The 19,480-nt window shown below is 56.3% G+C and carries 19 protein-coding genes; 8 read left to right on the plus strand and 11 right to left on the minus strand.

Going from position 1 to position 19,480, the window contains the following annotated elements:
• Positions 1-7: 7 nt before the first annotated feature.
• Positions 8-565: a 5-(carboxyamino)imidazole ribonucleotide mutase gene (gene purE / locus DNI29_RS18640; protein WP_110979640.1), complete on the minus strand. Its 558-nt coding sequence runs from the start codon at positions 563-565 to the stop codon at positions 8-10.
• Positions 566-718: 153 nt separating this feature from the next.
• Between purE and DNI29_RS18645 the strand changes: the two genes are divergently transcribed.
• The 3 genes from DNI29_RS18645 to hemE all read left to right on the plus strand — a co-directional run bounded on the left by DNI29_RS18645 (position 719) and on the right by hemE (position 3,051).
• Positions 719-1,345, plus strand: a complete 627-nt coding sequence (locus tag DNI29_RS18645) for a MarC family protein (RefSeq protein ID WP_110979768.1) — start codon at positions 719-721, stop codon at positions 1,343-1,345.
• A 17-nt stretch (positions 1,346-1,362) separates the two neighbouring features.
• A complete protein-coding gene (locus DNI29_RS18650) occupies positions 1,363-1,926 on the plus strand; it encodes a hypothetical protein (protein WP_110979641.1) in 564 nt (187 codons plus the stop codon).
• A gap of 99 nt (positions 1,927-2,025) precedes the next feature.
• A complete protein-coding gene (gene hemE, locus DNI29_RS18655; RefSeq protein ID WP_110979642.1) occupies positions 2,026-3,051 on the plus strand; it encodes a uroporphyrinogen decarboxylase in 1,026 nt (341 codons plus the stop codon).
• 83 nt (positions 3,052-3,134) lie between these two features.
• Here hemE and DNI29_RS18660 read toward each other — a convergent pair whose 3' ends face one another.
• The 7 genes from DNI29_RS18660 to DNI29_RS18690 all read right to left on the minus strand — a co-directional run bounded on the left by DNI29_RS18660 (position 3,135) and on the right by DNI29_RS18690 (position 12,167).
• The gene (locus tag DNI29_RS18660) at positions 3,135-4,151 is read right to left on the minus strand and encodes a bifunctional heptose 7-phosphate kinase/heptose 1-phosphate adenyltransferase (RefSeq protein ID WP_110979643.1); all 1,017 of its coding nucleotides are present in this window, start codon (positions 4,149-4,151) and stop codon (positions 3,135-3,137) included.
• Between the two features lie 168 nt (positions 4,152-4,319).
• Positions 4,320-5,540, minus strand: a complete 1,221-nt coding sequence (locus tag DNI29_RS18665) for a pyridoxal phosphate-dependent aminotransferase (protein ID WP_110979644.1) — start codon at positions 5,538-5,540, stop codon at positions 4,320-4,322.
• Positions 5,541-5,632: 92 nt separating this feature from the next.
• Entirely contained in the window at positions 5,633-7,624 is a 1,992-nt protein-coding gene (locus tag DNI29_RS18670; RefSeq protein WP_110979645.1) for a glycosyltransferase family 2 protein, read from the minus strand.
• A 181-nt stretch (positions 7,625-7,805) separates the two neighbouring features.
• Entirely contained in the window at positions 7,806-8,420 is a 615-nt protein-coding gene (gene recR, locus DNI29_RS18675) for a recombination mediator RecR (protein ID WP_110979646.1), read from the minus strand.
• A gap of 137 nt (positions 8,421-8,557) precedes the next feature.
• Positions 8,558-8,839 carry an ATP-dependent Clp protease adaptor ClpS gene (locus DNI29_RS18680; RefSeq protein WP_110979647.1) on the minus strand — a complete coding sequence of 94 codons (282 nt, stop codon included), beginning with the start codon at positions 8,837-8,839 and terminating at the stop codon, positions 8,558-8,560.
• A 309-nt stretch (positions 8,840-9,148) separates the two neighbouring features.
• Positions 9,149-11,689 carry a DUF4132 domain-containing protein gene (locus tag DNI29_RS18685; protein WP_110979648.1) on the minus strand — a complete coding sequence of 847 codons (2,541 nt, stop codon included), beginning with the start codon at positions 11,687-11,689 and terminating at the stop codon, positions 9,149-9,151.
• 85 nt (positions 11,690-11,774) lie between these two features.
• A complete protein-coding gene (locus tag DNI29_RS18690; RefSeq protein WP_110979769.1) occupies positions 11,775-12,167 on the minus strand; it encodes a hypothetical protein in 393 nt (130 codons plus the stop codon).
• A gap of 135 nt (positions 12,168-12,302) precedes the next feature.
• Between DNI29_RS18690 and DNI29_RS18695 the strand changes: the two genes are divergently transcribed.
• A complete protein-coding gene (locus DNI29_RS18695) occupies positions 12,303-12,860 on the plus strand; it encodes a hypothetical protein (RefSeq protein WP_110979649.1) in 558 nt (185 codons plus the stop codon).
• A gap of 180 nt (positions 12,861-13,040) precedes the next feature.
• On the plus strand, positions 13,041-13,736 hold the full coding sequence (locus DNI29_RS18700; protein ID WP_110979650.1) for a hypothetical protein: 696 nt from the start codon (positions 13,041-13,043) through the stop codon (positions 13,734-13,736).
• Positions 13,737-13,843: 107 nt separating this feature from the next.
• Here DNI29_RS18700 and DNI29_RS18705 read toward each other — a convergent pair whose 3' ends face one another.
• Both DNI29_RS18705 and DNI29_RS18710 read right to left on the minus strand, forming a co-directional pair.
• Positions 13,844-14,491 (minus strand): YceI family protein, encoded by a 648-nt coding sequence (locus DNI29_RS18705; RefSeq protein WP_110979651.1) that lies wholly within the window; start codon positions 14,489-14,491, stop codon positions 13,844-13,846.
• A gap of 49 nt (positions 14,492-14,540) precedes the next feature.
• Positions 14,541-14,990 carry a MarR family winged helix-turn-helix transcriptional regulator gene (locus tag DNI29_RS18710; RefSeq protein WP_110979652.1) on the minus strand — a complete coding sequence of 150 codons (450 nt, stop codon included), beginning with the start codon at positions 14,988-14,990 and terminating at the stop codon, positions 14,541-14,543.
• 193 nt (positions 14,991-15,183) lie between these two features.
• Between DNI29_RS18710 and DNI29_RS18715 the strand changes: the two genes are divergently transcribed.
• Positions 15,184-15,765: a DUF6799 domain-containing protein gene (locus DNI29_RS18715; protein WP_110979653.1), complete on the plus strand. Its 582-nt coding sequence runs from the start codon at positions 15,184-15,186 to the stop codon at positions 15,763-15,765.
• A 135-nt stretch (positions 15,766-15,900) separates the two neighbouring features.
• Here DNI29_RS18715 and DNI29_RS18720 read toward each other — a convergent pair whose 3' ends face one another.
• A complete protein-coding gene (locus tag DNI29_RS18720; RefSeq protein WP_110979654.1) occupies positions 15,901-16,905 on the minus strand; it encodes a dipeptide epimerase in 1,005 nt (334 codons plus the stop codon).
• Between the two features lie 196 nt (positions 16,906-17,101).
• Between DNI29_RS18720 and DNI29_RS18725 the strand changes: the two genes are divergently transcribed.
• Both DNI29_RS18725 and DNI29_RS18730 read left to right on the plus strand, forming a co-directional pair.
• Positions 17,102-18,523 carry a dicarboxylate/amino acid:cation symporter gene (locus DNI29_RS18725; RefSeq protein WP_110979655.1) on the plus strand — a complete coding sequence of 474 codons (1,422 nt, stop codon included), beginning with the start codon at positions 17,102-17,104 and terminating at the stop codon, positions 18,521-18,523.
• 262 nt (positions 18,524-18,785) lie between these two features.
• On the plus strand, positions 18,786-19,457 hold the full coding sequence (locus DNI29_RS18730; protein ID WP_123823319.1) for a hypothetical protein: 672 nt from the start codon (positions 18,786-18,788) through the stop codon (positions 19,455-19,457).
• The last annotated feature ends 23 nt before the right edge of the window (positions 19,458-19,480 follow it).

The raw sequence follows: 19,480 nt of genomic DNA on the forward strand, positions 1-19,480 counted from the left end.
GTAGCGCTTAGTCGTCGTTGAAGCCACCTTTACGCAGCTCCTCAATAGTGCGCATCACTTTATCTTTTAAGGAAGTCCGGTACTTTTCCAGCACGTCGGCCAGGCGGGCATTGTTCAGAGCCAGCATCTGGGTAGCCAGCACAGCCGCATTGGCCGCTCCATCCAGCGCTACCGTGGCCACGGGCACGCCTGCTGGCATCTGCAGCATCGACAGAATGGAGTCGAGGCCGTGGAAGGAGGTAGTGGAGTTGATGGGCACCCCGATGACGGGTAAGGTGGTAAAGGAGGCAATCATACCGGGCAAATGGGCTGCCCCTCCCCCACCGGCAATAATCACGCGCAAGCCGCGCTTGCGGGCCGTTTCAGCGTACTCCACCAGTCGGTGCGGAGTACGGTGGGCCGAAACGAGCGTGATTTCATAGGTAATGCCAAACTGCTGGAGCAGTTCGGCCGCCGTCGACATAATCTTTAAATCGGACTGAGAGCCCATGATAATGCCCACCAGGGGCGTATCGTGAGGGGCCGGAACATCGGTTGCAGCAGCAGCGGGAAGCGTGGTAGGCATAAGGATAGAACAGAAGAAAACAGGACCGGCTTGGCTGGAATAGAATTCTACGGCCCCTCAGCCGTGCGGTTGAGTCTATAAACATAGCATTTTCCCTGTTTGCTGATTCTCAAAGGCTCGTACCTTTACCTGCCACCGTTGTGCTCCCTGCCTATGGAAATTCTGCTAGCCACGTTTACTACCCTTTTCTCCGTAGTGAACCCCTTCAGTGCCATGCCCGTGTTCCTGACCCTGACGGAGGAGGACACGCCAGCGCACCGGGCCGGTATTGCCCTGCGGGCCTGCATCTATATGATTGGGGTGTTGGCCGTTTCCTTTTTCGCGGGCCAATACGTACTGAATTTCTTTGGCATCAACATTCATCATTTGCGCATTGCGGGTGGCATCCTGCTCATGCGCTCGGCCTTCGATCTGCTCACGCCCGGCGGCAACCGCAGCAAAGTATCCGACGCTACCCTCGACGAAAGCCGCCACAAGGACGACATCAGCTTTACGCCCCTGGCCATGCCCATGCTCTCGGGCCCTGGCTCCATGGCCGTGTGCATCGGCCTGTTCACGGAGCGCCTGACCTATGTAGACATGGCCCTGATTTTCCTGGGCTTCGTGCTGGTAGCCTTGGCGGCCTACCTCATCCTAATGTCCTCACTCCGGCTCACCCGCTTTCTGGGCCGCCCCGGCATGGCTGCCCTAGCCCGCATCATGGGCTTTATTACCCTCGCTATTGGCGTAAACTTCCTGGCTAGCGCTATTGGGGCCTTGTTTCCGGGGCTGAGCCGGTAGGATTGCTATATTTCCCTATGTCTATCGTATTACTCATTCTATTCACTTTTACACTAATTCTGCTATTGCCGCTTGGTATTGCGTGGGCAATCTATCGGTGGTTGCATAAGCGGGTAAGCCTACGCGCGGCACGTTACTTTTTGGTTCTGCCCAGCACGCTTTTACTGCTTTTAGCCTACTTCGTTTACACGGCGTTTTACCCGACCGATGATTTCTATGAGCAGGAATATGTCCGGGTTACCTCCTTACCCGTGCCTGCTTCGGTACGTGTGGTCGCCAAAGACGCGAGCTACCCGGATCAGCACGGTGACTATGCAGCCTGCGCCAGATTTGAAGTCAGCTCAGAGGAATATGAATCTGTATTGCTTAGCGTTAGCGCCGATCGTCATTTCACAAGCACTAATTTTCAATCTGACTCCTCGTTTATAGGGAGTGAGTCTTTTTCCATTGCTACCAAAGGCATACACCCAGCCGACTATTACCGCACCTTCTCAAAAGGGGTTGTTCAGGAAAATGCTTATCAGTTCATTGGCTTCTTAAAGGACCACCGGACCGTTATTGTTTACCGGTGTAGCAGTTAGCGTTGCTTAAACCACTATTGCCCTAGCCGGCGGAGCGTATTGCATACTTACTGCAACCTTCTTCATTGCTCGCTACCTAAACCTATCTTTGCGGTAGTTATGCTGAAGAACGACCTCCTCCTCCGTGCCGCCCGTGGCGAAGAAACCGAGCGCACGCCCGTGTGGCTCATGCGCCAGGCCGGCCGCATCCTGCCCGAATACCGCGCCCTGCGCGCCCGCCTCAGTGGCTTCAAGGAACTTGTAGAAACCCCCGAGCTGGCCGCTGAAGTCACCATTCAGCCCGTTGATGCGCTGGACGTGGACGCTGCCATCATCTTCTCCGATATTCTGGTGGTTCCCGAAGCTATGGGCCTGACCTATGAAATGGTAGAAGCCCGCGGCCCCCTCTTTCCCGAAACCATTAAAACCGCGCAGGATGTCGCCCGCATGCGCATCGCCGACCCCGAGGAGCACTTGGGCTACGTGCTGGAAGCCATTCGGGTAACCAAGCGCGCCCTCAATGGCCGGGTGCCGCTTATCGGGTTTGCCGGCGCGCCCTGGACGATTCTGGCCTACATGGTGGAAGGTCACGGCTCGAAAACCTTCAGCAAGGCCCGCCGCATGCTCTACGCCGAGCCGGAGCTGGCCCATGAGCTGCTGCGCAAAATCACGGCGACTACCATTGCTTACCTCCGCGCCCAGGTGCAAGCCGGAGCCAACATCATTCAGGTGTTTGACTCCTGGGCCGGTATTCTGCCGCCCGCACACTACCAGGAGTTCAGCACGCGCTACATTGCCGAAATCTGCCAGGCTATTCCTGAGGTGCCGGTAACCGTTTTTGCCAAAGGTGCTTTCTGGGCCGTGGAAGACTTCGCCCAGCTGCCCTGCCGCACTATCGGCCTCGACTGGAACCAAGACCCGCGCGCGGTACGCCCACTGGTAGGTGATAAAACCCTGCAGGGTAACCTCGACCCTTGTGCTCTGTACGGTACTCCAGAACAAGTACGCGCCGCCACCGTCCAGATGCTGGAGCAGTTCGGTAAGCACCGTCACATTGCCAACCTGGGCCACGGCGTGTACCCCGATACAAACCCGGACAACGTGAAGGTATTCATCGAGACCGTAAAAGAGCATAGCCGCCGCTAGGCGCATAGTGCAAAGAAGAAGCCCTGCCATCCCTTGATTTTCTTGGAATGACAGGGCTTCTTCTTTGCACTATGTTGTGCTTGCTACAGCGCCAGCCCTACCCCTTCCGCTTCGGCCAGGAGCTGCTGCTTCTCAATGGGCACTACCCCTACCTGCTCACAAACCAAGCCACCGCCCAGGTTGGCCAGCGCGGCGGTTACTGGCGCGGGCAAGCCCAGGGCTACGCACAGCGCCGCAATGCTAATCACTGTGTCGCCGGCCCCGGAAACATCCGAAATGGTGCGCAGGTGGGCCGGAATGTAGGTGCGCGTGAGCGTTCCGTTTTCTACGAATACACCGCGCTCAGATAGCGTCACCAGCACAATTTCGGGCGTGAGCAGTTCGCGCAGGCGGGCCACGGCATTTTCGAAGGCAGGGCGTTCCGCATCGGTGTCGCCGAATTCCAGTTTGAGGCCTTCGCGCAGTTCTTTTAGGTTGGGCTTAAACAGCGTACAGTACTGATAGGCCAGGAAGTTCTTTTTCTTGGGGTCGACTACCGTAGGGATGTTGCGCTGCCGCGCCAGAGCAATAAAGTGCTGAATGCTAGCTTCAGTGAGAACACCTTTGTCGTAGTCCTCGAAAATAACCACGTCGGCCCGGTCCAGCAACTGCTCGAAGCGCGCCGTCAGGTCCGCATTTTCCTGGACATTGAGGTCGGTTTCTACCTCGGAGTCGATGCGCAGAAGCTGCTGACCGTGGGCCAGAATGCGCTGCTTGACGGTGGTAGGACGGTAGGCGGAGCGCACGATGCCTTCGGCCGAAAGGCCCGTGGTATGCAGCAGTTCCAACAGTTGGTCGCCGCCCTGGTCCTCTCCTACTACGGCACACAGCAATGGGGTAGCACCTAGGGCTTGCACATTCAGGGCCACATTGGCGGCCCCGCCTAACCGCTGCTCAGTGCGGCTTACATTCACGACCGGCACCGGTGCTTCGGGCGAGAGGCGCGTTGCCTTGCCCCACACGTAGGCATCCATCATCACGTCGCCCACAATCAGGACGGTGAGGTTGTTGAAGGCAGCAAACAACTCGGGCAGGGAAGCGGGCAAAGCGGCAGCAGGCATTACGGCAGATTCAGGGAGTAAGAGGCCGCAAAGGTAAACCGCCTGCTTGAAACAAGTAGGCTTAACGCACTTCCCGGCTGCTAGAGGGGGTAGTAAAACAGAGCGTCGTGCTTCCGCAAAGGGCAGCACGACGCTCTGTTTATGATCGTACGTTAGCTACGTCAGGCTTTATACCAGCTTTGCCAAGCTGTTTTTGATGCGGATAAAAGCTTCCCGTAGCTTTTCATCAGCGGCGGCGGTGCTGAACCGGATGCAGTTAGGGGCCCCGAAGGCGGCTCCATCTACGGCGGCTACGTGCCCGTCATTGAGCATGTACAAGGCCAGGTCCATAGCCGAGTTAATTACCTCACCAGTTGGTGTGGTTTTGCCGAAATACCCTGTTACATCAGGGAAGATGTAGAAGGCGCCGCTGGGGGTAGGCGTCCGGAAGCCCGGAATGTCTTTCACTAGCTCCAGCACCATGTCGCGGCGGCGGCGGTAGGCTTCCACCATTTCATCGGCGGAGGAGCGCCCCCCTTGCAGGGCGGCCAGGGCGGCCCGCTGGGTCATGGCACAGGTGCCGGAGGTAATCTGGCTCTGCATCTTCTCGCAGGCGCAGGCAATTTCCTTGCTGGCAGCCAGGTAGCCCACGCGCCAGCCCGTCATGGCGTACCCCTTTGAGAAGCCGTTTACCGTGATAACGCGGTCCTTAATTTCCTCGAACTGGGCAATGCTCACATGCTCGCCCACAAAGTTGATGTACTCGTAAATCTCATCGGCCAGCACGTACACCTGAGGGTTGCGGGATACTACCTCCGCAATGGCGCCCAACTCCTCCCGCGAGAACACCGCTCCCGTAGGGTTGCAGGGCGAAGAGTACATGATGAGCTTGGTGCGGGGCGTAATGGCCGCTTCCAGCTCCTGAGCCGTCACCTTAAAATCGTTTTCCAGGGAGCCGATGAGCTGCACGGTAGTGCCTTCGGCCAGTTTCACCATTTCTTCGTAGCTCACCCAATACGGCGAAAACACAATCACCTCGTCGCCGGGGTTTACTAGGCTCAACACCGCGTTGGCCAACGACTGCTTGGCCCCGGTGCTCACCACAATGTTCTCGGGCTTGTAATCGAGGTTGTTGTCGCGCTTGAACTTGTCGCAGATGGCTTGGCGCAGATCAGGGTAGCCAGGCACCGGAGTGTAGAAAGTAAAGCCATCATCAAGGGCCTTTTTAGCGGCATCCTTGATGTACTGCGGAGTCTGGAAGTCCGGCTCACCGAAGCTCAGGCTAATCACATCAACGCCCTGGGCGGCCAGCTCACGGGCCTTTTTGGCCATGGCAATGGTCTGCGACTCCTGCATGGCATTGATGCGGTCGGAGAGAACAACGGGAGCGAGAGCGGTAGCGTCGGACATAGCGAACGGGGTGGTTAGGGAAGGCCACAAAGGTACGCGGAATGTACGGAGTGCGCGGCGAAGTAGCACCTCGCCTACCCCCTAAAGTTCGGCTAAGCCTCTTGGCCTAGCCAGCGGAAACAGCGTAGCACCAGCCCTACGTCGGTGGAGGGCTCGTAGTCTTTGGCGTAAAGCAACTCCAGGCGGCGGCGAGTAGCGTCGGAGAGCGGGCCTGCGGTAGGCCGGGTGGCATCAGAGGCGGAAAGCACGGCCCGGGCCATTCGGCGCGGGGCAGTAGCGTAGCGCAGCCCCACCCAGGTGCGGGAGCCGGCCAGCACCCGCAGGCAGTTACGCAGAAAGCCGGCCTTATACTTCTGCCACCAGATAGCCAGTGGCGAGACCAGTAGCAGCAGCAAACTCATCAGAATATCGAGCAGGCGCTTGGTACGGGCCGGGGCCGGCCGAAACAGGTTCAGGCTGATATCCAGGGTGTAGTAGTCGCCGGGCAAATCTTTCCCGGAGCTGCCAATAATGTACTCGCTGCCCTGGGGCAGGATTTTGTAGGCTACCGGCGGCTGACGGTACAATGCCACCATCAGCCCAATAATCTGGCTAGCGGGCAAGTCGCGGCCGCAGAAAATCAGCTCGTTCAGGTTATAAATGCGGATGATGTCGTCGAGCTGACGCACCTCACCCAGCAGGTCATCAGCTGGTGTAATGTTCTTGCCTGACTCACTGCCCGGTTCAATGTAGCCAATCACGCGGGCAGGCACGGCGGCATGCTCCAAGAGGTAACGCACCCGTTGGCTTTCCTCCGCAGAGCCTACAATACCCACGTTTTTCTGGTGCTGATAGGTAAGGCTGAAGGTGCGGTAGCGGATAAAGTTGTGGGTAGCCCGCCGCAGGGTCAGAGCGGCTACGGCCCACACCCCACCCAGCACAATAAGAGCCTTTGAAAAGCGCCAGGCATCCAAGAAGTTACTAACGGCAGAAATCAGGACCGTACCCACGAAGATACCGCGGACAATGCGCCGCATGCGGGTGGGTGTATCGTAGGCGCCGCTGAAGTAAGCCGAGAGCAGCCATACGGCCACGTACACCGGCACCGCCACGGCCATGTACTTCTCGGGGTACGGCAGGCGCACGTAGCGGTGGTTTTGCTCCCAGTAATTTTTCAGGAAATACATGCCCCCGTAGAGCAGCCCTGCATCGAGCAGAAAGGGAGCTGCCTGTACTACCAGGCGCTGCGCCACAGCGGCTCCGGCTCGCAGCCAGATGGCCAGATTAATCAGAAAACTGAAAGTACCTGCCCGCCCCGGCGCGAAGTGCTTACGGGCAAAAATCACCATAGCCCGGTAAAACACGAACACGTAGTTCACGCTTGTACGCTTGGTGCTTTCGCCTTTGTAGTGAATGATGCGGGTGCCGGGGTAATAGTAGTTTTTCCAGCCCCCTTGTAGCAGCCGATACGAGAGGTCTATGTCCTCGCCGTACATAAAGTAGTCTTCATCCAGCAGCCCTACCTGGTCCAGGGCAGCTTTGCGCATGAGCATGAAGGCCCCGCTGAGCACTTGTATTTCATGCGTCTGGGCGGGGCTTAGGTAGCCTAAGTGGTAGCGCCCAAACCGACGCGACTTCGGAAAAAGCTTTGCCAGCCCAAATATCTTGTAGAAGGCCACCCAGGGGGTAGGCAATCCGCGCTTGCTTTCCGGCAGAAATACACCTTGCCCATCCAGCATTTTCACGCCCAGCCCGCCGGCCTGAGGGTGCTGATCCATAAACTCGCAGCACAGCCGGAAAGTATCTTCTTCTACTACCGTGTCGGGGTTGAGCAGAAGCACGTACTGGCCTTGGGCAAGCCGTAGGGCCTGGTTGTTGGCTTTCGAGAAACCGGGGTTGTCCTTGTTTTCGATGAGAATAACCTCCGGGAAGCGGGTCCGCACCATGTTTACGGAGCCGTCCACAGAGTTATTGTCTACCACGAACACCTCCACCGGCCGGTTTAGCTTCTCTACTGCCCGCCGCACTGAAAGCAGTGCCTGCTCTAGAAAATAGCAGACGTTATAGTTGACAATAACGACGGTAAGCGCAACAGTAGGTGGCACAGGACGGGAGCGGGAAAGGTTACGAAAGGTAAGCAGACTCGCCCTGTTCTTGAACCCACTGTGCTTGTTATCTTTCCGTGACCTTTTCAGGCTAGTGCTTTCACCGAATTGGCCTTGGGTAGGCCATAATAAAAAAGCCCTACCACATCCGGCAGGGCTTTTCTAGCTGATGAAGTGCTACTTAACGTGCCTGGCGCTGACGCTCCACAATGGAGCGGCCCAGGGTAATTTCGTCGGCGTACTCCAGTTCCCCACCCATCGGGATGCCGCGGGCAATGGTGCTGACATGCAGTTCGGGCAGGTCGCGAAGCTTGCGCGAGAGGTAGAAGGCCGTGGTGTCGCCTTCCATAGTAGGGCTGATGGCCAAGATAACCTCCCGGATTTCCGAGCCTTCCTTGGTCACGCGGTCCACTAGGGAGTCAATGGTAAGGTCAGAAGGGCCAATGCCTTCGATGGGCGAAATCACGCCGCCCAGCACGTGGTACATACCCTGATACTGGGCCGTGTTTTCAATAGCAATTACGTCGCGAATGTCGGACACCACGCACACCGTGCTCTGGTCGCGGAGCTGGTTGGCGCAGATGCTGCACTCCGGCGTATCAGAAATGTTGTGGCAGGTGTCGCAGTAGCGAATCTCGAAGCGCATCTTAGCCAGAGCCTCCGCCAGGGTAGCGGTGGTATCGGCTTCGGCTTTCAGCAGGTGCAAGGCCAACCGCAGCGCGGTTTTCTTGCCTACCCCCGGCAGCTTCGACAACTCGCCAACGGCGTTTTCTATTAGTTTGGAAGGAAATTCCATTCAGGTCAGAAAGAGGTAAAAAGAACTGTCATCCAGGGCTTGCGTCCGGTAGTCAGGCGGCCCGTATCTGAACAACGATTCCGGCCTGATAGGTCCTTGGCAAGCGCAGGATGACAGATTTTTTCGGGTGCCGGAGTCTACACTACGTCGGCCGAGATGCCCCGGTCGTGGATGGCGGTGCACATGCTGGCCAGCTCGTCGTAGGCGCCGTGCTTTACGGTACACTGCCCTTTGTAATGAATTAGCAGCGTGCATTGCTCGGCTTGCTCAGGCTGGTGCCCACACACGTCCATCAGGGTTTTGATGACGTGGTCGAAGGTGTTGATATCATCGTTGTACACGACCAGGTCGCGCACGTCAATGGTTTCTTCCAGGAGCAGAACGTCCTCGTCGTACTCGATTTGCGGTTTGCTGTTCATGGCACAAAAATACGGAGAAACGAGCAAAATGCCGGATTCTATTGTCCCGGCAGGTGTAGTATAACCGGCTGAATGCCTGAATCGTTTCCCAGATTCGACAAAGAATATAGCTCTCGCCAGAATATTTTACTTCCTGAATCCTGCTGGCTTTCTGCAACCAGCGCCCTTGGCTATTTGCGAGCCTGCGCATTCATCCGAAAAGCCCCCTAGAACGATATTTCCAGAAACGCATACCCCTATGGGAGCCGCCAAGGGTTTGACTGTTCCCGTGAGGGTAGGCGTTTTCGGAGGAGCCCAGCAGCGGCGGAGCTACAGCTTAATCTGGCGGGTTATGGTGGGGTCCGTTATCTTGTCATCATCCATCAGGAGCAGGGCTTTGCTCAAAATAATGGACAGCACGGCGTCACCCTCGAAGGGCAGGAACACGTCGGTGGCGGGGCCAGCTTTGCTGGGCCGGTCGGGCACAATGCACAGGTACTGGTCGTTGGGCTCCATGAGAATATTGCCGCTGCCCAAGTGGATTTTGTAAGTCCGGAGCTTGCCGCGCACCACCAGGAAACGGTCCTGAATCTGGCTGACTTTGCCAATTTTCATGCGGGGCACCAGCCGCTCCAGCGCGAGCTTGCGGTTTTTGGCTACCTCATTCAGCTCGCCAAAGCTGTAGCTTTCCCAGTAGTTGCGGTACGCCGGCAAGCCGCCGTTGTCGCGCCACAGCGGGTCATTGCCCACTGAGCCTACCCCCACAAACAGGTCCACATCCCGCATTACCTCCGAGAAAACCAGCGGCGGCACCTCGGGCAGCGGCACAACGCCGTGGGGTGTGGCAAACCGCACCTGGTCGGTGCTGATGTAGTTCCAGATACCGGTGTCATTCCAGGCGTTATCGGCGTTTACCTCGCTTACCCAAAACTGGGCCTGCAGGCCGTGCGCAGGCAGTTCCAGAGTAGCCGAATCCGATTCGTAGCCCTTGTCATAGGCCCCCATGAGGCTGTAGCGCCAGCCGCGCAGCTTGGCCAAGGAGTTGAACTGGTGCTGCTTGAGCACGTGGGCCGCCATGCGGTTGGAGTAGGTGTTGGTACGCTCCTCGGGCGGCGTCAGTAGGTACACTTCGCGGAAAGCTTGCTTGAGGGGCTGCTGCACCTGCAGTTGTTCCAGCAATTGGCGCCAGGCCAGCACGCTTTCGGTAGAGGCCAGCACAGGGTGCCAGAGTTGCACCAAGGTCTCGGGGGTAGGTGCTGGTACTGGCTGCTGCTGGGCGTCAGTCCAAGCTCCATCTAGCCACAGGGCATCATGAAAAGTACCATCAGGCTGATGAAAACGCCAGATTAACGGCTGGGCTAGCTGGCTCATCAGGCCATGCTCTAGGTAATACTGCCGAAACCACGCGTACGGAATGCGGCGCCCTTCTACGAAGCTCCGGTCGAGCCGCTCGCGCTGGGTAGTGTAGGTTTGCTGGGCCTGGGTTTGGCTGTTCTTCAACTCCTTCAGTTCCTCCGCATAGGTTGCTTTCAGGGCTGAAGGGGCACTTTTCAGAGCTTTACCGGCTTTGCTCCACGCTATTTCTGCCTTGCCTCCCGCTAGGGTCAGAACGGCCTTGTACTCCCCAAACTCCTCCTCGCGACGTCCGGCTTCCAACCCAAAGTCCGACACGGCCATGTCCTCAATTTCGGCCGGGCTCACCCCTAGCTTCTGGGAGGCCGTTTCAATGTGTTTGGCAATAAGCGTCTGAATATTGCTTTGCCGGATTTTCGACCGTACCCGCGCCAGCGCCGCTACCCCCGTCAGGCCGTTGTGGGCCAGGGCCAGCAGACACGCGTTGCCCAGGGCCACCGCCACGGGTCCGCGCTCCGGAATTTTGCGGTAGCACTTGCCGGCCAGCGTTGCCAGCACGGCAATCATAGCGTCATTGGCCAAGGGCTGAGCCGTCCAGACGTGTGCTTTGGCTACGGCCACGTTGGCTTCTTGCAAATAGAGGTAGGTAGTGTAAGTGTGCGGCGGGTGGTTGCCATACTGCACGGTCTGGCTTTGCTCGACGATGGGCATGGTAGCCAGCAGTTCCAGCCACTGCAGCAAGCGTGGGCGCACCTGCTCTTCTCCAATGGCCGCCACCGACTTATCCAGTTCCTTGCGGTATTTGACCGTGGGTTGCGCGCCGGAGGCTTTCTGCCAGCTTTCCAGCAGGTGCAGCCACGCCTGCGTGGCGGGAGTTGCCGGATCCTGACTGACAATAAACTCATTCAGTTGCCGGCCGAAGGGGTCTTCCGCACTGAATTGCACCAAGGGTAACGAGCCTTCATCGGCGCCAGCGCCCAGAACTTCCTGAATTTTATGCCGCAGCTTCACGGAATCAGACGTGTTGCCGGGCAGCAGGCTTAGCAGGGTTTTCAGATAGGCTTCCAACTCCGAGCCTACCGCCTCTTTTTTGGCCCGACGGGCCAGCTGCGTCATCGTCAGGTGCAAGGGGTAGGGCCATACTCCCAGGTAAGTCTGGTCATCTGCTAGATTTAGCCCGTACAGTTGAAACAGCCGCAGGTAATCGGCATCCGTGAGTTGCAGCGTACCGCGCATGAGGGCCCCCAGCAAGTCAGAGAAGGCATACTTAAGGCTGAAATCCTGCTGCCGAGTGCAGCGCTGTATGGCCATTGCCAGGGCCAGCGCCAACCGACCCTGGTAGGCAGCGTCTTGGGCTTTTACTAGTTGGTAAGTCGGGAGGTCAGTAACTTTATCGTAGTACTTCCGATTCAGCAGTTCCGGCGTGAGCTCCTGCAGAATGGGCTTCATTTCTACCGCTTCGGGGCTTGAGTCGTCAAAGACAGGCGAGTCTTCGGTTTTTTTCTTGGTAGCAGACATACAGACAAGGCAGCCAGGTGGTCAGAAAGTCGCACGCAGCTGTAAAAGTGGTGAGTGAACAAATACGGGCTCGTCTTCGAATTTCCTACCCTCCTACCAACGGTGTAAGCTTGATAAAGCTGGCCGTAGCGCCCTCTCCAAGCCATATTTCCTCATCGAGGCTTTCTACCTGCCGGTCATTCACTAGCACGAAATAGCCGTTCTGCTGGAAGGCTTCCAGGGCGTGGTACACCTGTTGCTCCGCGTCGATGAGTTTGGCTGGTCGCACGCGGTAGCCATTCAGCACCCGCTCCGATTCTGTGGGCTGCACCAGCCCGTTAAATTCGCCGCTCTGTTTCTGGTTGTAGGCCGCTACCTCTTCTTGCACCCGTAAAGTGATTAGCTCGCGTACCGTCAGCGTTTCCTGTTGAACCAGCAACTCCAACCGATTGAGGATGCTGCCAGCGGCAGTTTCATCCTGAATAGCAAGTAAGGCCATGCGCGTATTGCTAAAAAAATTATCTACTAATTTCATTAGCAATATAGCAAAATATATCGAAACGCTTATCCAATTCGGAGCGCTGCCGTTTTTACAGCTACTCTTTTTTCCTTTCCCAAACTGCTGATTTTCTCAATGCCTGTTCCGTCTGCTGAATTCAAACGCGCCCTCAAACGTCTGTCGGACAAGGAAAAGGAAGCTTTGCTGCTGCGAGCGGCCCGTCGCGACGCCGAACTGTATGACACGCTCAGCTTCGAGCTGCTACCCGATGTAACCACCGAAACCGTCTTTGAACAGGCTTCTGACCAGATTCATGAGCTATTCGCGGTGGGCGCTACCGGGCGCTTGCTTAACCGCAGCCTTACCAAAGCCCTGCAGAAAGCCACCAAAGAGGTAGCCCGCGCCCGCCGCATCACGAAGGACAAGCGCCTGGAAGTAGACCTCAACCTGTACACCCTGCGCCATATTTTCGAGAATTATACCGGGCAGTTCGAGAGCGTATATGCGGGCTTCTACACCAGCACGGCTCGGCTGGCGGCGCGCACGGCCCAACTGATTCTGCAAAACCTGCACGAGGACCTCTGGCTGGAATACAAGCCCGAACTAGATGACTTTCTGCAACAGTTGCACGCCCGCGCCAAAAGCCGCAGCCTGAAGTTTGAGCTGCCTCGCGAATTGGAGCTGCCGGACTAACCTAACACCAAAGCATTTAACGCTTGGAAAATCATAGTTTTAGACACGACCTGTGTTTAAACCAGATAATACATTAATCTTTTAGCTTCTATCTACAAAGCATTTACTGTTGACCTAGCTTTATGCACGAATGCTCTCAAATGGCATTGTTGGAATCTATCTTTTCTTCAATCTATCCCTATGCGGAAACATTTTACCCTTTTTGTAGCTGCTCTCACGGCAGCGGCTTCTCTAACCAATTGTGCAGGTAGCTACCACGCCATCCGACCAGAACGCATTACTTCTTACCAGAATGCTACCCCTGCTGGTGCCCCGGTAGAGTTTAGCTACCGCTATAGTGCCTTATTGAGCACTGGGCCGAATAAGAAATACATCAAAAAAGAGCGGCAGCGGGGCTATCAAGTGGTAGCCGTACAGGTTAAGAACAACACTAACGCTGACCTCAACTTCTCGCGCGACCTTGAACTCACTTTTGGCGACCGGCCCATTATGCCGGTTCCGGGCGTGCAGGCAGCTAACGACATGAAGCAGGGCGTAGCAATTTATCTGCTCTATTTGCTACTGAATTTCCAGGTAGGAAGCGTAACTACCATGAATGGCCAGATAGTGAAAGATAACCGCGCCTTTTTACCCACCGGGCCCTTTATTGCCGGTGGCAATATGTTAGGTGCTAGTGCGGCCAATAAAAACATGCGCAACGAGTTCGTTAAATATGACCTTACCAATAAGGTTTTACGACCAGGTGAAACAGTTTACGGCATTTTGCCAATTCGTGAAACGAACGTGGCTCCGCTAAAGCTTACCCTACGTGGCACTGCATCAGCATCACCGGCTCCTAGCCCGGCTACTACCCCAACCAGCAATGGAGGACAGTAAGTAGTAGAACTATTTACCTCAGTAACCATTCCGAAAAGCACAAGACCCCGCCGGCAGCTGCCGGCGGGGTCTTGTGCTTTTCGGAATGGTAGGAATTACCCGAAGAATTACTTCTTGGCAATAACGTTGAAGCTCATCGTGAAGTCATCCATGATGGCTTTGTCACCGATGCTTTCAAAGAACGACTTCGAGCCGTACTTGATGTCGTACTTGGTGCGGTCGATGGTAGCAGTGCCGCTGGCCGAAGCCACACCGTTCTTCACGCCCACTTTGGCAGGGAAGGAAATCGGCTTGGTGATGCCCTTAATGGTCAGGTCGCCGGTTACGGTGGCGTTGTTGCCGTTGGCGTCGCCTTTCAGGGGGGTCAGGCTGGTGATTTTGAACGTCGAGGTCGGGTACTTGTCGATGCTGAAGAAGTCATCCGAACGGAAGTGACCTACCAGCTTGTCGCTGTACTCTTTCTCCTTGATGTCCTCCACTTTCAGCGAGTTCATGTCTACGGTGAAGGTACCGCCTACAATTTGGTTGCCGCGCACTTGCACGTCGCCATCCTTGAACTGAATGTTGCCGTTGTGCTGGCCGGTTACTTTTTTGCCTACCCAGCCCAGGGTGCTCAGCTGGGGCTGCAGGGCGTAGGAAGTTGCAGTAGCCTTCTCGGTGCCAGCGTTGGTTTTCTTAACGGCAGGCTTTTGCGCGAAAGCCGGAACAGCCAGCAGGGAAGCAGCCAGCAGAGCCGGCAAAATCATTTTTTTCATGATGCTATACAAAAAGGAAAAAGGGACAATTGGAAGAAGCTGAAAACCGTCAGTCGCGGATTTTATCGAGCAGGTCGCTGAGTTGAGCGGCTTCCTCGGCCGTCAGGTTCTGCAGACCGGTGCCTTGCACAGCCATTACCGCATCGATGCGCTGAAGCAGTTCCAGGCCCGAATCAGTAATGCGAATATCTACAGCCCGGCGGTTGCTGGGGCACACTTTGCGCGTAACTAACTCTTTGATTTCCAGCTTATCTACAATACGCGAAGCATTGCTGGTCTTATCGAGCATCCGCTCTATGAGCATATTTACAGTGGCAGGCTTAGGGTGCTGCCCCCGCAGAATGCGCAGAATATTAAATTGAGGCAGAGTAAGGCCGTACTCCTTAAACATAGCACTCTGGCGCAGTTGCAGCCAGCCTGCTGTAAATACTAAATTGATGTACGCTTTCTGGTAGTCATCCTTGAAAGCGGACTGCTTGATTTCGTCCTCTATCTTCATAAGCGGTACAGGAAAGCCAAATGATGATGCAAATATATGTACCTACATTTAATGTTGCAACATCTCACCTCATTTTCCTCAAAAGTAGTGGCTTGCTACATAACCTAGGTTTAGCTCTCTGTGTTCAGCTTGGCTGAACGCGGAAGGCTGAATTGCGTACACAGGCGGGTATTTCTCCCTACCCTTGTTCCCGATGAAAAACCTCGCGCTTCTTTCGGCTTTAGCCTTCAGCTTACTTACCGCTTCAGTTGCTTCAGCCCAAACCAATAGCTCAACCAACGTAGCAGGGCCGGTGGCCACCAATCCTTCCGACCGGTTTTTGCTGCAAAATGGTGAGGTAGTGCTTGTGCAAGGCAAGCGCCCCACTCCCCTTACCAAAAACGTGCTACTTTCTAACGGCACCAAAATCAATTATAAAAGCGGCATTGTAGAGCTGCCAGGCGGCAAAATCACCACCCTGAAAGAAGGTGACTATGTGCGCCCCAACGGCGACATTGTATTTGCTACTCCCGCCAGTGCCGCCCAAGCCCGGGGCGACAACTCGGTGCCCGCCACGGCCAAGTTTGAAAATTACGTGGACCCGCGCCCGGCCCCGGCTACTCCCGCCGCCATGGAAAACCGCCTTTCCGAAATGAATACTAAAATCAGCCTCATGGCTGAGAAGATTCAGCTGCTAAATCAGAAAATCAGTGTGCTGAGCGGCAGCTCCCAGCGCCCCGCCGACACGGCCGCTCTGGATAAGCAGATCGAGGCCATTGACGCCAAGCTGAAGTAACGCGGCCACACGCGTCGCTCATGTTTCCGAGCCCCCGGTGTTTGTGCACTTGGGGGCTTTGTGTTGATATCTGGGGGGTAGGAAGCTGCGGGCAAACGGCAGGATGGCGGCGTTACTGGTGCTTAGCGGACAGACTTACTGCAATGACAAATGCCCGTTTTCTTCCCGCACTAGCCCAAATGGCTCGTCCTGCACGATGAGGAAGCCGTCTAGGTCGCACACGTCGGCCAGGGCGCTTACGTGCAGGGCCGAGCTGATGCCCAAGGTGGTTTCTACCATGCAGCCTAGCATAGTTTGTAGCCCGTGGGCGCGGGTTTCACGAAGAATGTGTAATCCGTTAAGGTAGCCGCCGGCTTTCATCAGCTTCATATTTACTCCTTCAAATTGCTGGGCTATATCGGCAAAATCGGCCCGATCAGTCACCGATTCGTCGGCGAATACGGGGCAGCCAAGTTGGCCTTTGATGGACCGATAATCGTCGGCACAGGTAGCGGGCAAGGGCTGCTCCAGCAGGCGCACGTTCAGCCCTGGTAGTTGCTGAATATGTTCCCAGCTTTGGCGCAGGCTGTCGGCGTCGGGCCAGGCCTCGTTGCCATCTATCAGTAGTGCCCGCCCCGGAAACAAGCGCGTTACCTCACGCAGCAGTTCCATGGCTCCCTCACGGTTCACCTTAATCTTCAGCAGAGGAAAGCGGCCAAGCTGTTGCCGCCGCGCAAACTCGGCCACGGCTCCGGGCTCCATGATGGGTAGGGTAAAGGCCGTGGGCACGGCCGCCGCTGGCGTAGGCACGCCCAGCCACTCTGCTACCACTTGCCCTACACGCCTCGCCTCTAGATGCACCAGCGCCGACTCCAGGGCAAAGCGCAGGGCGTGTGCCGGTGGGTGAGCAGTCAGGAGTTCCTCTAGCTCGGGCAGGGTAGCGCACTGGTTCAGGCCGGCTTGCTGCAGTTGCTCAAACTCCGCTTGCAGGCTCTCGGGGGTTTCGCCGTAGCGCACGTTGGGCGCGGCCTCGCCTAGGCCCTCGTGCGCTCCGTGGCGCAAGCGCACCAGCAGGTTAGTTTTGGTGGTAGAGGCGTTGCGCGAGATTTTCCAGGTGTAGCGCAGGGGTAGTACCAGGGGCGTAAGCGTCCAGATCGGCATGAATTGAACTCCTGAGGGGTGGATTCTGGCGAAAGATAACCGATGCCCAGCAGCAGCCGGCGCCAGAGTAATCTTTAGGGCAAAGAAGTAGGGTAGGCTGCTATTTCCGGGCTCCTAATCAGCTGACTGCACTACTGCCGAGAGAAGCCTATCTTTGCTGCATTCCCGCTACAGTCTTTTCCCCGAATTGCCGCGCATGAAGTTTTCGCGACTCGCCCCCCTTGTTCTTGTTTTGTTTTTGGTAGCCGCCGTGCTAACGGCCGCTACGGCCCAGGGCTGGCTTACGCTCGACCCGGCTATTGCCATAGTTGCCCGCTGGTTAGCTATTATATCGGCCATTGCGCTGGCTGTGCAGCGCCGCTCCATTACCTTCTGGATTGTGGTAAGTATGCTGGTCGGCGCTGAAATCGGCCACGATTTCCCTAAGCAGGCTGTGGAGCTGAAAGTGCTCAGCGACGTGTTCCTGCGGCTGGTGAAAACCATTATTGCACCGCTCGTATTCGCGACCTTAGTAGTAGGCATTGCTGGCCACGCTGACCTAAAGCAGGTAGGAAAAATGGGCCTGAAAGCCCTGATTTACTTTGAAGTAGTTACCACGTTTGCCCTGTTCATTGGGCTGGGAGCTATTAACCTGACCCGGGCCGGCGAAGGCGTGGACCGCAGCGGCATTGCCGCCGATACGGAGAAGCTGGAAACCGTTAAGCAAACTACCGCCGACATCATTCTGCACATCTTCCCCGAAAACATTGCCAAATCGGTGGCCGAAGGGCAAGTGCTGCAGGTAGTGGTGTTTGCCATCATCTTCGCCATCGGCCTAGCCATGGTACACCAGAAGCACCGTCAGCCCCTGTTGCAAGTAACGGAAAGCCTATCGGAAGTGATGTTTAAGTTCACCAACGTGGTGATGTTCTTTGCTCCGTTTGGGGTAGGCGGTGCCCTGGCATATACGGTAGGCAAAATGGGCTTTGCGCCGCTGCTGAACGCATTTAAGCTGCTGCTCACGCTCTACGGCGCCTTGGCCGCTTTCATTGTGCTGGTGTTGATACCCATTGCCTTGATTGCCCGCATCCCGCTCAAGCGCTTCGTGCAGGCTATTACCGAGCCCGTAAGCATTGCCTTTGCTACTACCTCCTCAGAGGCAGCCCTACCCCGGGCCATGGAAGCCATGGAAAGCATTGGTGTACCGCGCCGCATTGTGGCTTTCGTAATGCCCACTGGCTACTCCTTCAACCTCGATGGCACTACGCTCTACCTCTCCTTGGCGGCCGTGTTTGTGGCGCAGGCAGCGGGTGTGGAATTGTCGTTTGGGCAGCAGTTGGTGATGGTGTTCACGCTGATGCTGACCTCGAAGGGGGTAGCCGGCGTGCCGCGCGCTTCCTTGGTGATTTTGCTGGCTACAGTGGCATCGTTTAACCTGCCAGCCTGGCCTGTATTTATCATCCTGGGTATTGATGCTCTGATGGATATGGCCCGCACCGCCGTGAATGTAATGGGCAACTGCTTGGCTACGGCTGTAGTAGCTCGCTGGGAGGGCGAGTTCGTGGATAATTACGTAGCCCCCGACCCCGTACTGGATTTAGCCGAAGCCGACAGCAGTCTGACTCAGCACGCGCACTAAGGCCCGCCCTACTGTTGCGCTTAAAGTCAGGCCACCTTTCGCGCTGTGACTCATCCTAAAAACGCCTTGCTCCAGATATACCGGAGCAGGGCGTTTTGCATTTACCTACTATTAATTTATACTCTGCTCAAATCACAGTTTATAATACTGAAAAAATCATATATTTTAATTGCATATCATAAGTCAAATCGTGGTTTTTTGGCGTTGCAGTGGTGTAATTTTGAAGTTCCGCTGGAGCGGTAGCACTTTGACTATGATGCATATGCCTCGTTTTTACCCTCATTTATTGGTAGTGCTGCTGGGCTTAGGGCTGGGTAGCTGTAAGTCAACCGAGAAGGCCGTGTTCCGGGCAGTTCGTTCGAACAACTCCGTAGCCCTTGGCCGCCTACCCCAACTGGAGGCCGTAGTGGAAGCCGGCCCGCTGAACATGACGGAAGGTGCCCACCCCGACGACGCCAGCAAGTTGTTCCGGCAGGAGTTGTCTTTCCATTTGGCCGAAGCTCAACCCGATACGGCAAAGTATGGTTACGCTAAGCTGCTGGTAACCCAAGCCCAGGTGCAGCGTACCGGCCGCGCCCTGCAGGCTTTCCAGATGCTGACGCTTATGACCCCCAGCCTGCTAGGCATGCCCCTGGAGTGGTACCGCACCAACGTAAAAGCTGAGGTTCAGATCATCAACGCCAAGGGTGAGGTGATTGGCTCGTACTCCGGCATAGGCCGCAGCAAAGTGCGCGTGGCCATGTACCATGGCTACAGCCAAACCAAAGCCGCCCGCCTCTCCGATGTGCAGGCCCTGCGCCTGGCCCTCGACCAAATCCGGCCCCAGCTAGATGCTGATGCCGATACCCTACGCCAGCAGTTAGCTACTTCGGGGCCGCTAGAGGAAATCATTGGTCAATCGGCTCATTCCGCCGACTCCAGCGCCGTTAACTAGAGCTGCTTCTTTTAATTTTTCGG

Source organism: Hymenobacter sediminis (assembly GCF_003231285.1).
Lineage (GTDB): Bacteria > Bacteroidota > Bacteroidia > Cytophagales > Hymenobacteraceae > Hymenobacter > Hymenobacter sediminis.

Bases quoted from the DNA above. Each gene is read 5' to 3' on its own strand.
- purE (WP_110979640.1), bottom strand. From the start codon at position 565: ATGCCTACCACGCTTCCCGCTGCTGCTGCAACCGATGTTCCGGCCCCT.
- DNI29_RS18645 (WP_110979768.1), top strand. From the start codon at position 719: ATGGAAATTCTGCTAGCCACGTTTACTACCCTTTTCTCCGTAGTGAAC.
- DNI29_RS18650 (WP_110979641.1), top strand. From the start codon at position 1,363: ATGTCTATCGTATTACTCATTCTATTCACTTTTACACTAATTCTGCTA.
- hemE (WP_110979642.1), top strand. From the start codon at position 2,026: ATGCTGAAGAACGACCTCCTCCTCCGTGCCGCCCGTGGCGAAGAAACC.
- DNI29_RS18660 (WP_110979643.1), bottom strand. From the start codon at position 4,151: ATGCCTGCTGCCGCTTTGCCCGCTTCCCTGCCCGAGTTGTTTGCTGCC.
- DNI29_RS18665 (WP_110979644.1), bottom strand. From the start codon at position 5,540: ATGTCCGACGCTACCGCTCTCGCTCCCGTTGTTCTCTCCGACCGCATC.
- recR (WP_110979646.1), bottom strand. From the start codon at position 8,420: ATGGAATTTCCTTCCAAACTAATAGAAAACGCCGTTGGCGAGTTGTCG.
- DNI29_RS18680 (WP_110979647.1), bottom strand. From the start codon at position 8,839: ATGAACAGCAAACCGCAAATCGAGTACGACGAGGACGTTCTGCTCCTG.
- DNI29_RS18685 (WP_110979648.1), bottom strand. From the start codon at position 11,689: ATGTCTGCTACCAAGAAAAAAACCGAAGACTCGCCTGTCTTTGACGAC.
- DNI29_RS18690 (WP_110979769.1), bottom strand. From the start codon at position 12,167: ATGGCCTTACTTGCTATTCAGGATGAAACTGCCGCTGGCAGCATCCTC.
- DNI29_RS18695 (WP_110979649.1), top strand. From the start codon at position 12,303: ATGCCTGTTCCGTCTGCTGAATTCAAACGCGCCCTCAAACGTCTGTCG.
- DNI29_RS18700 (WP_110979650.1), top strand. From the start codon at position 13,041: ATGCGGAAACATTTTACCCTTTTTGTAGCTGCTCTCACGGCAGCGGCT.
- DNI29_RS18705 (WP_110979651.1), bottom strand. From the start codon at position 14,491: ATGAAAAAAATGATTTTGCCGGCTCTGCTGGCTGCTTCCCTGCTGGCT.
- DNI29_RS18710 (WP_110979652.1), bottom strand. From the start codon at position 14,990: ATGAAGATAGAGGACGAAATCAAGCAGTCCGCTTTCAAGGATGACTAC.
- DNI29_RS18715 (WP_110979653.1), top strand. From the start codon at position 15,184: ATGAAAAACCTCGCGCTTCTTTCGGCTTTAGCCTTCAGCTTACTTACC.
- DNI29_RS18720 (WP_110979654.1), bottom strand. From the start codon at position 16,905: ATGCCGATCTGGACGCTTACGCCCCTGGTACTACCCCTGCGCTACACC.
- DNI29_RS18725 (WP_110979655.1), top strand. From the start codon at position 17,102: ATGAAGTTTTCGCGACTCGCCCCCCTTGTTCTTGTTTTGTTTTTGGTA.
- DNI29_RS18730 (WP_123823319.1), top strand. From the start codon at position 18,786: ATGCCTCGTTTTTACCCTCATTTATTGGTAGTGCTGCTGGGCTTAGGG.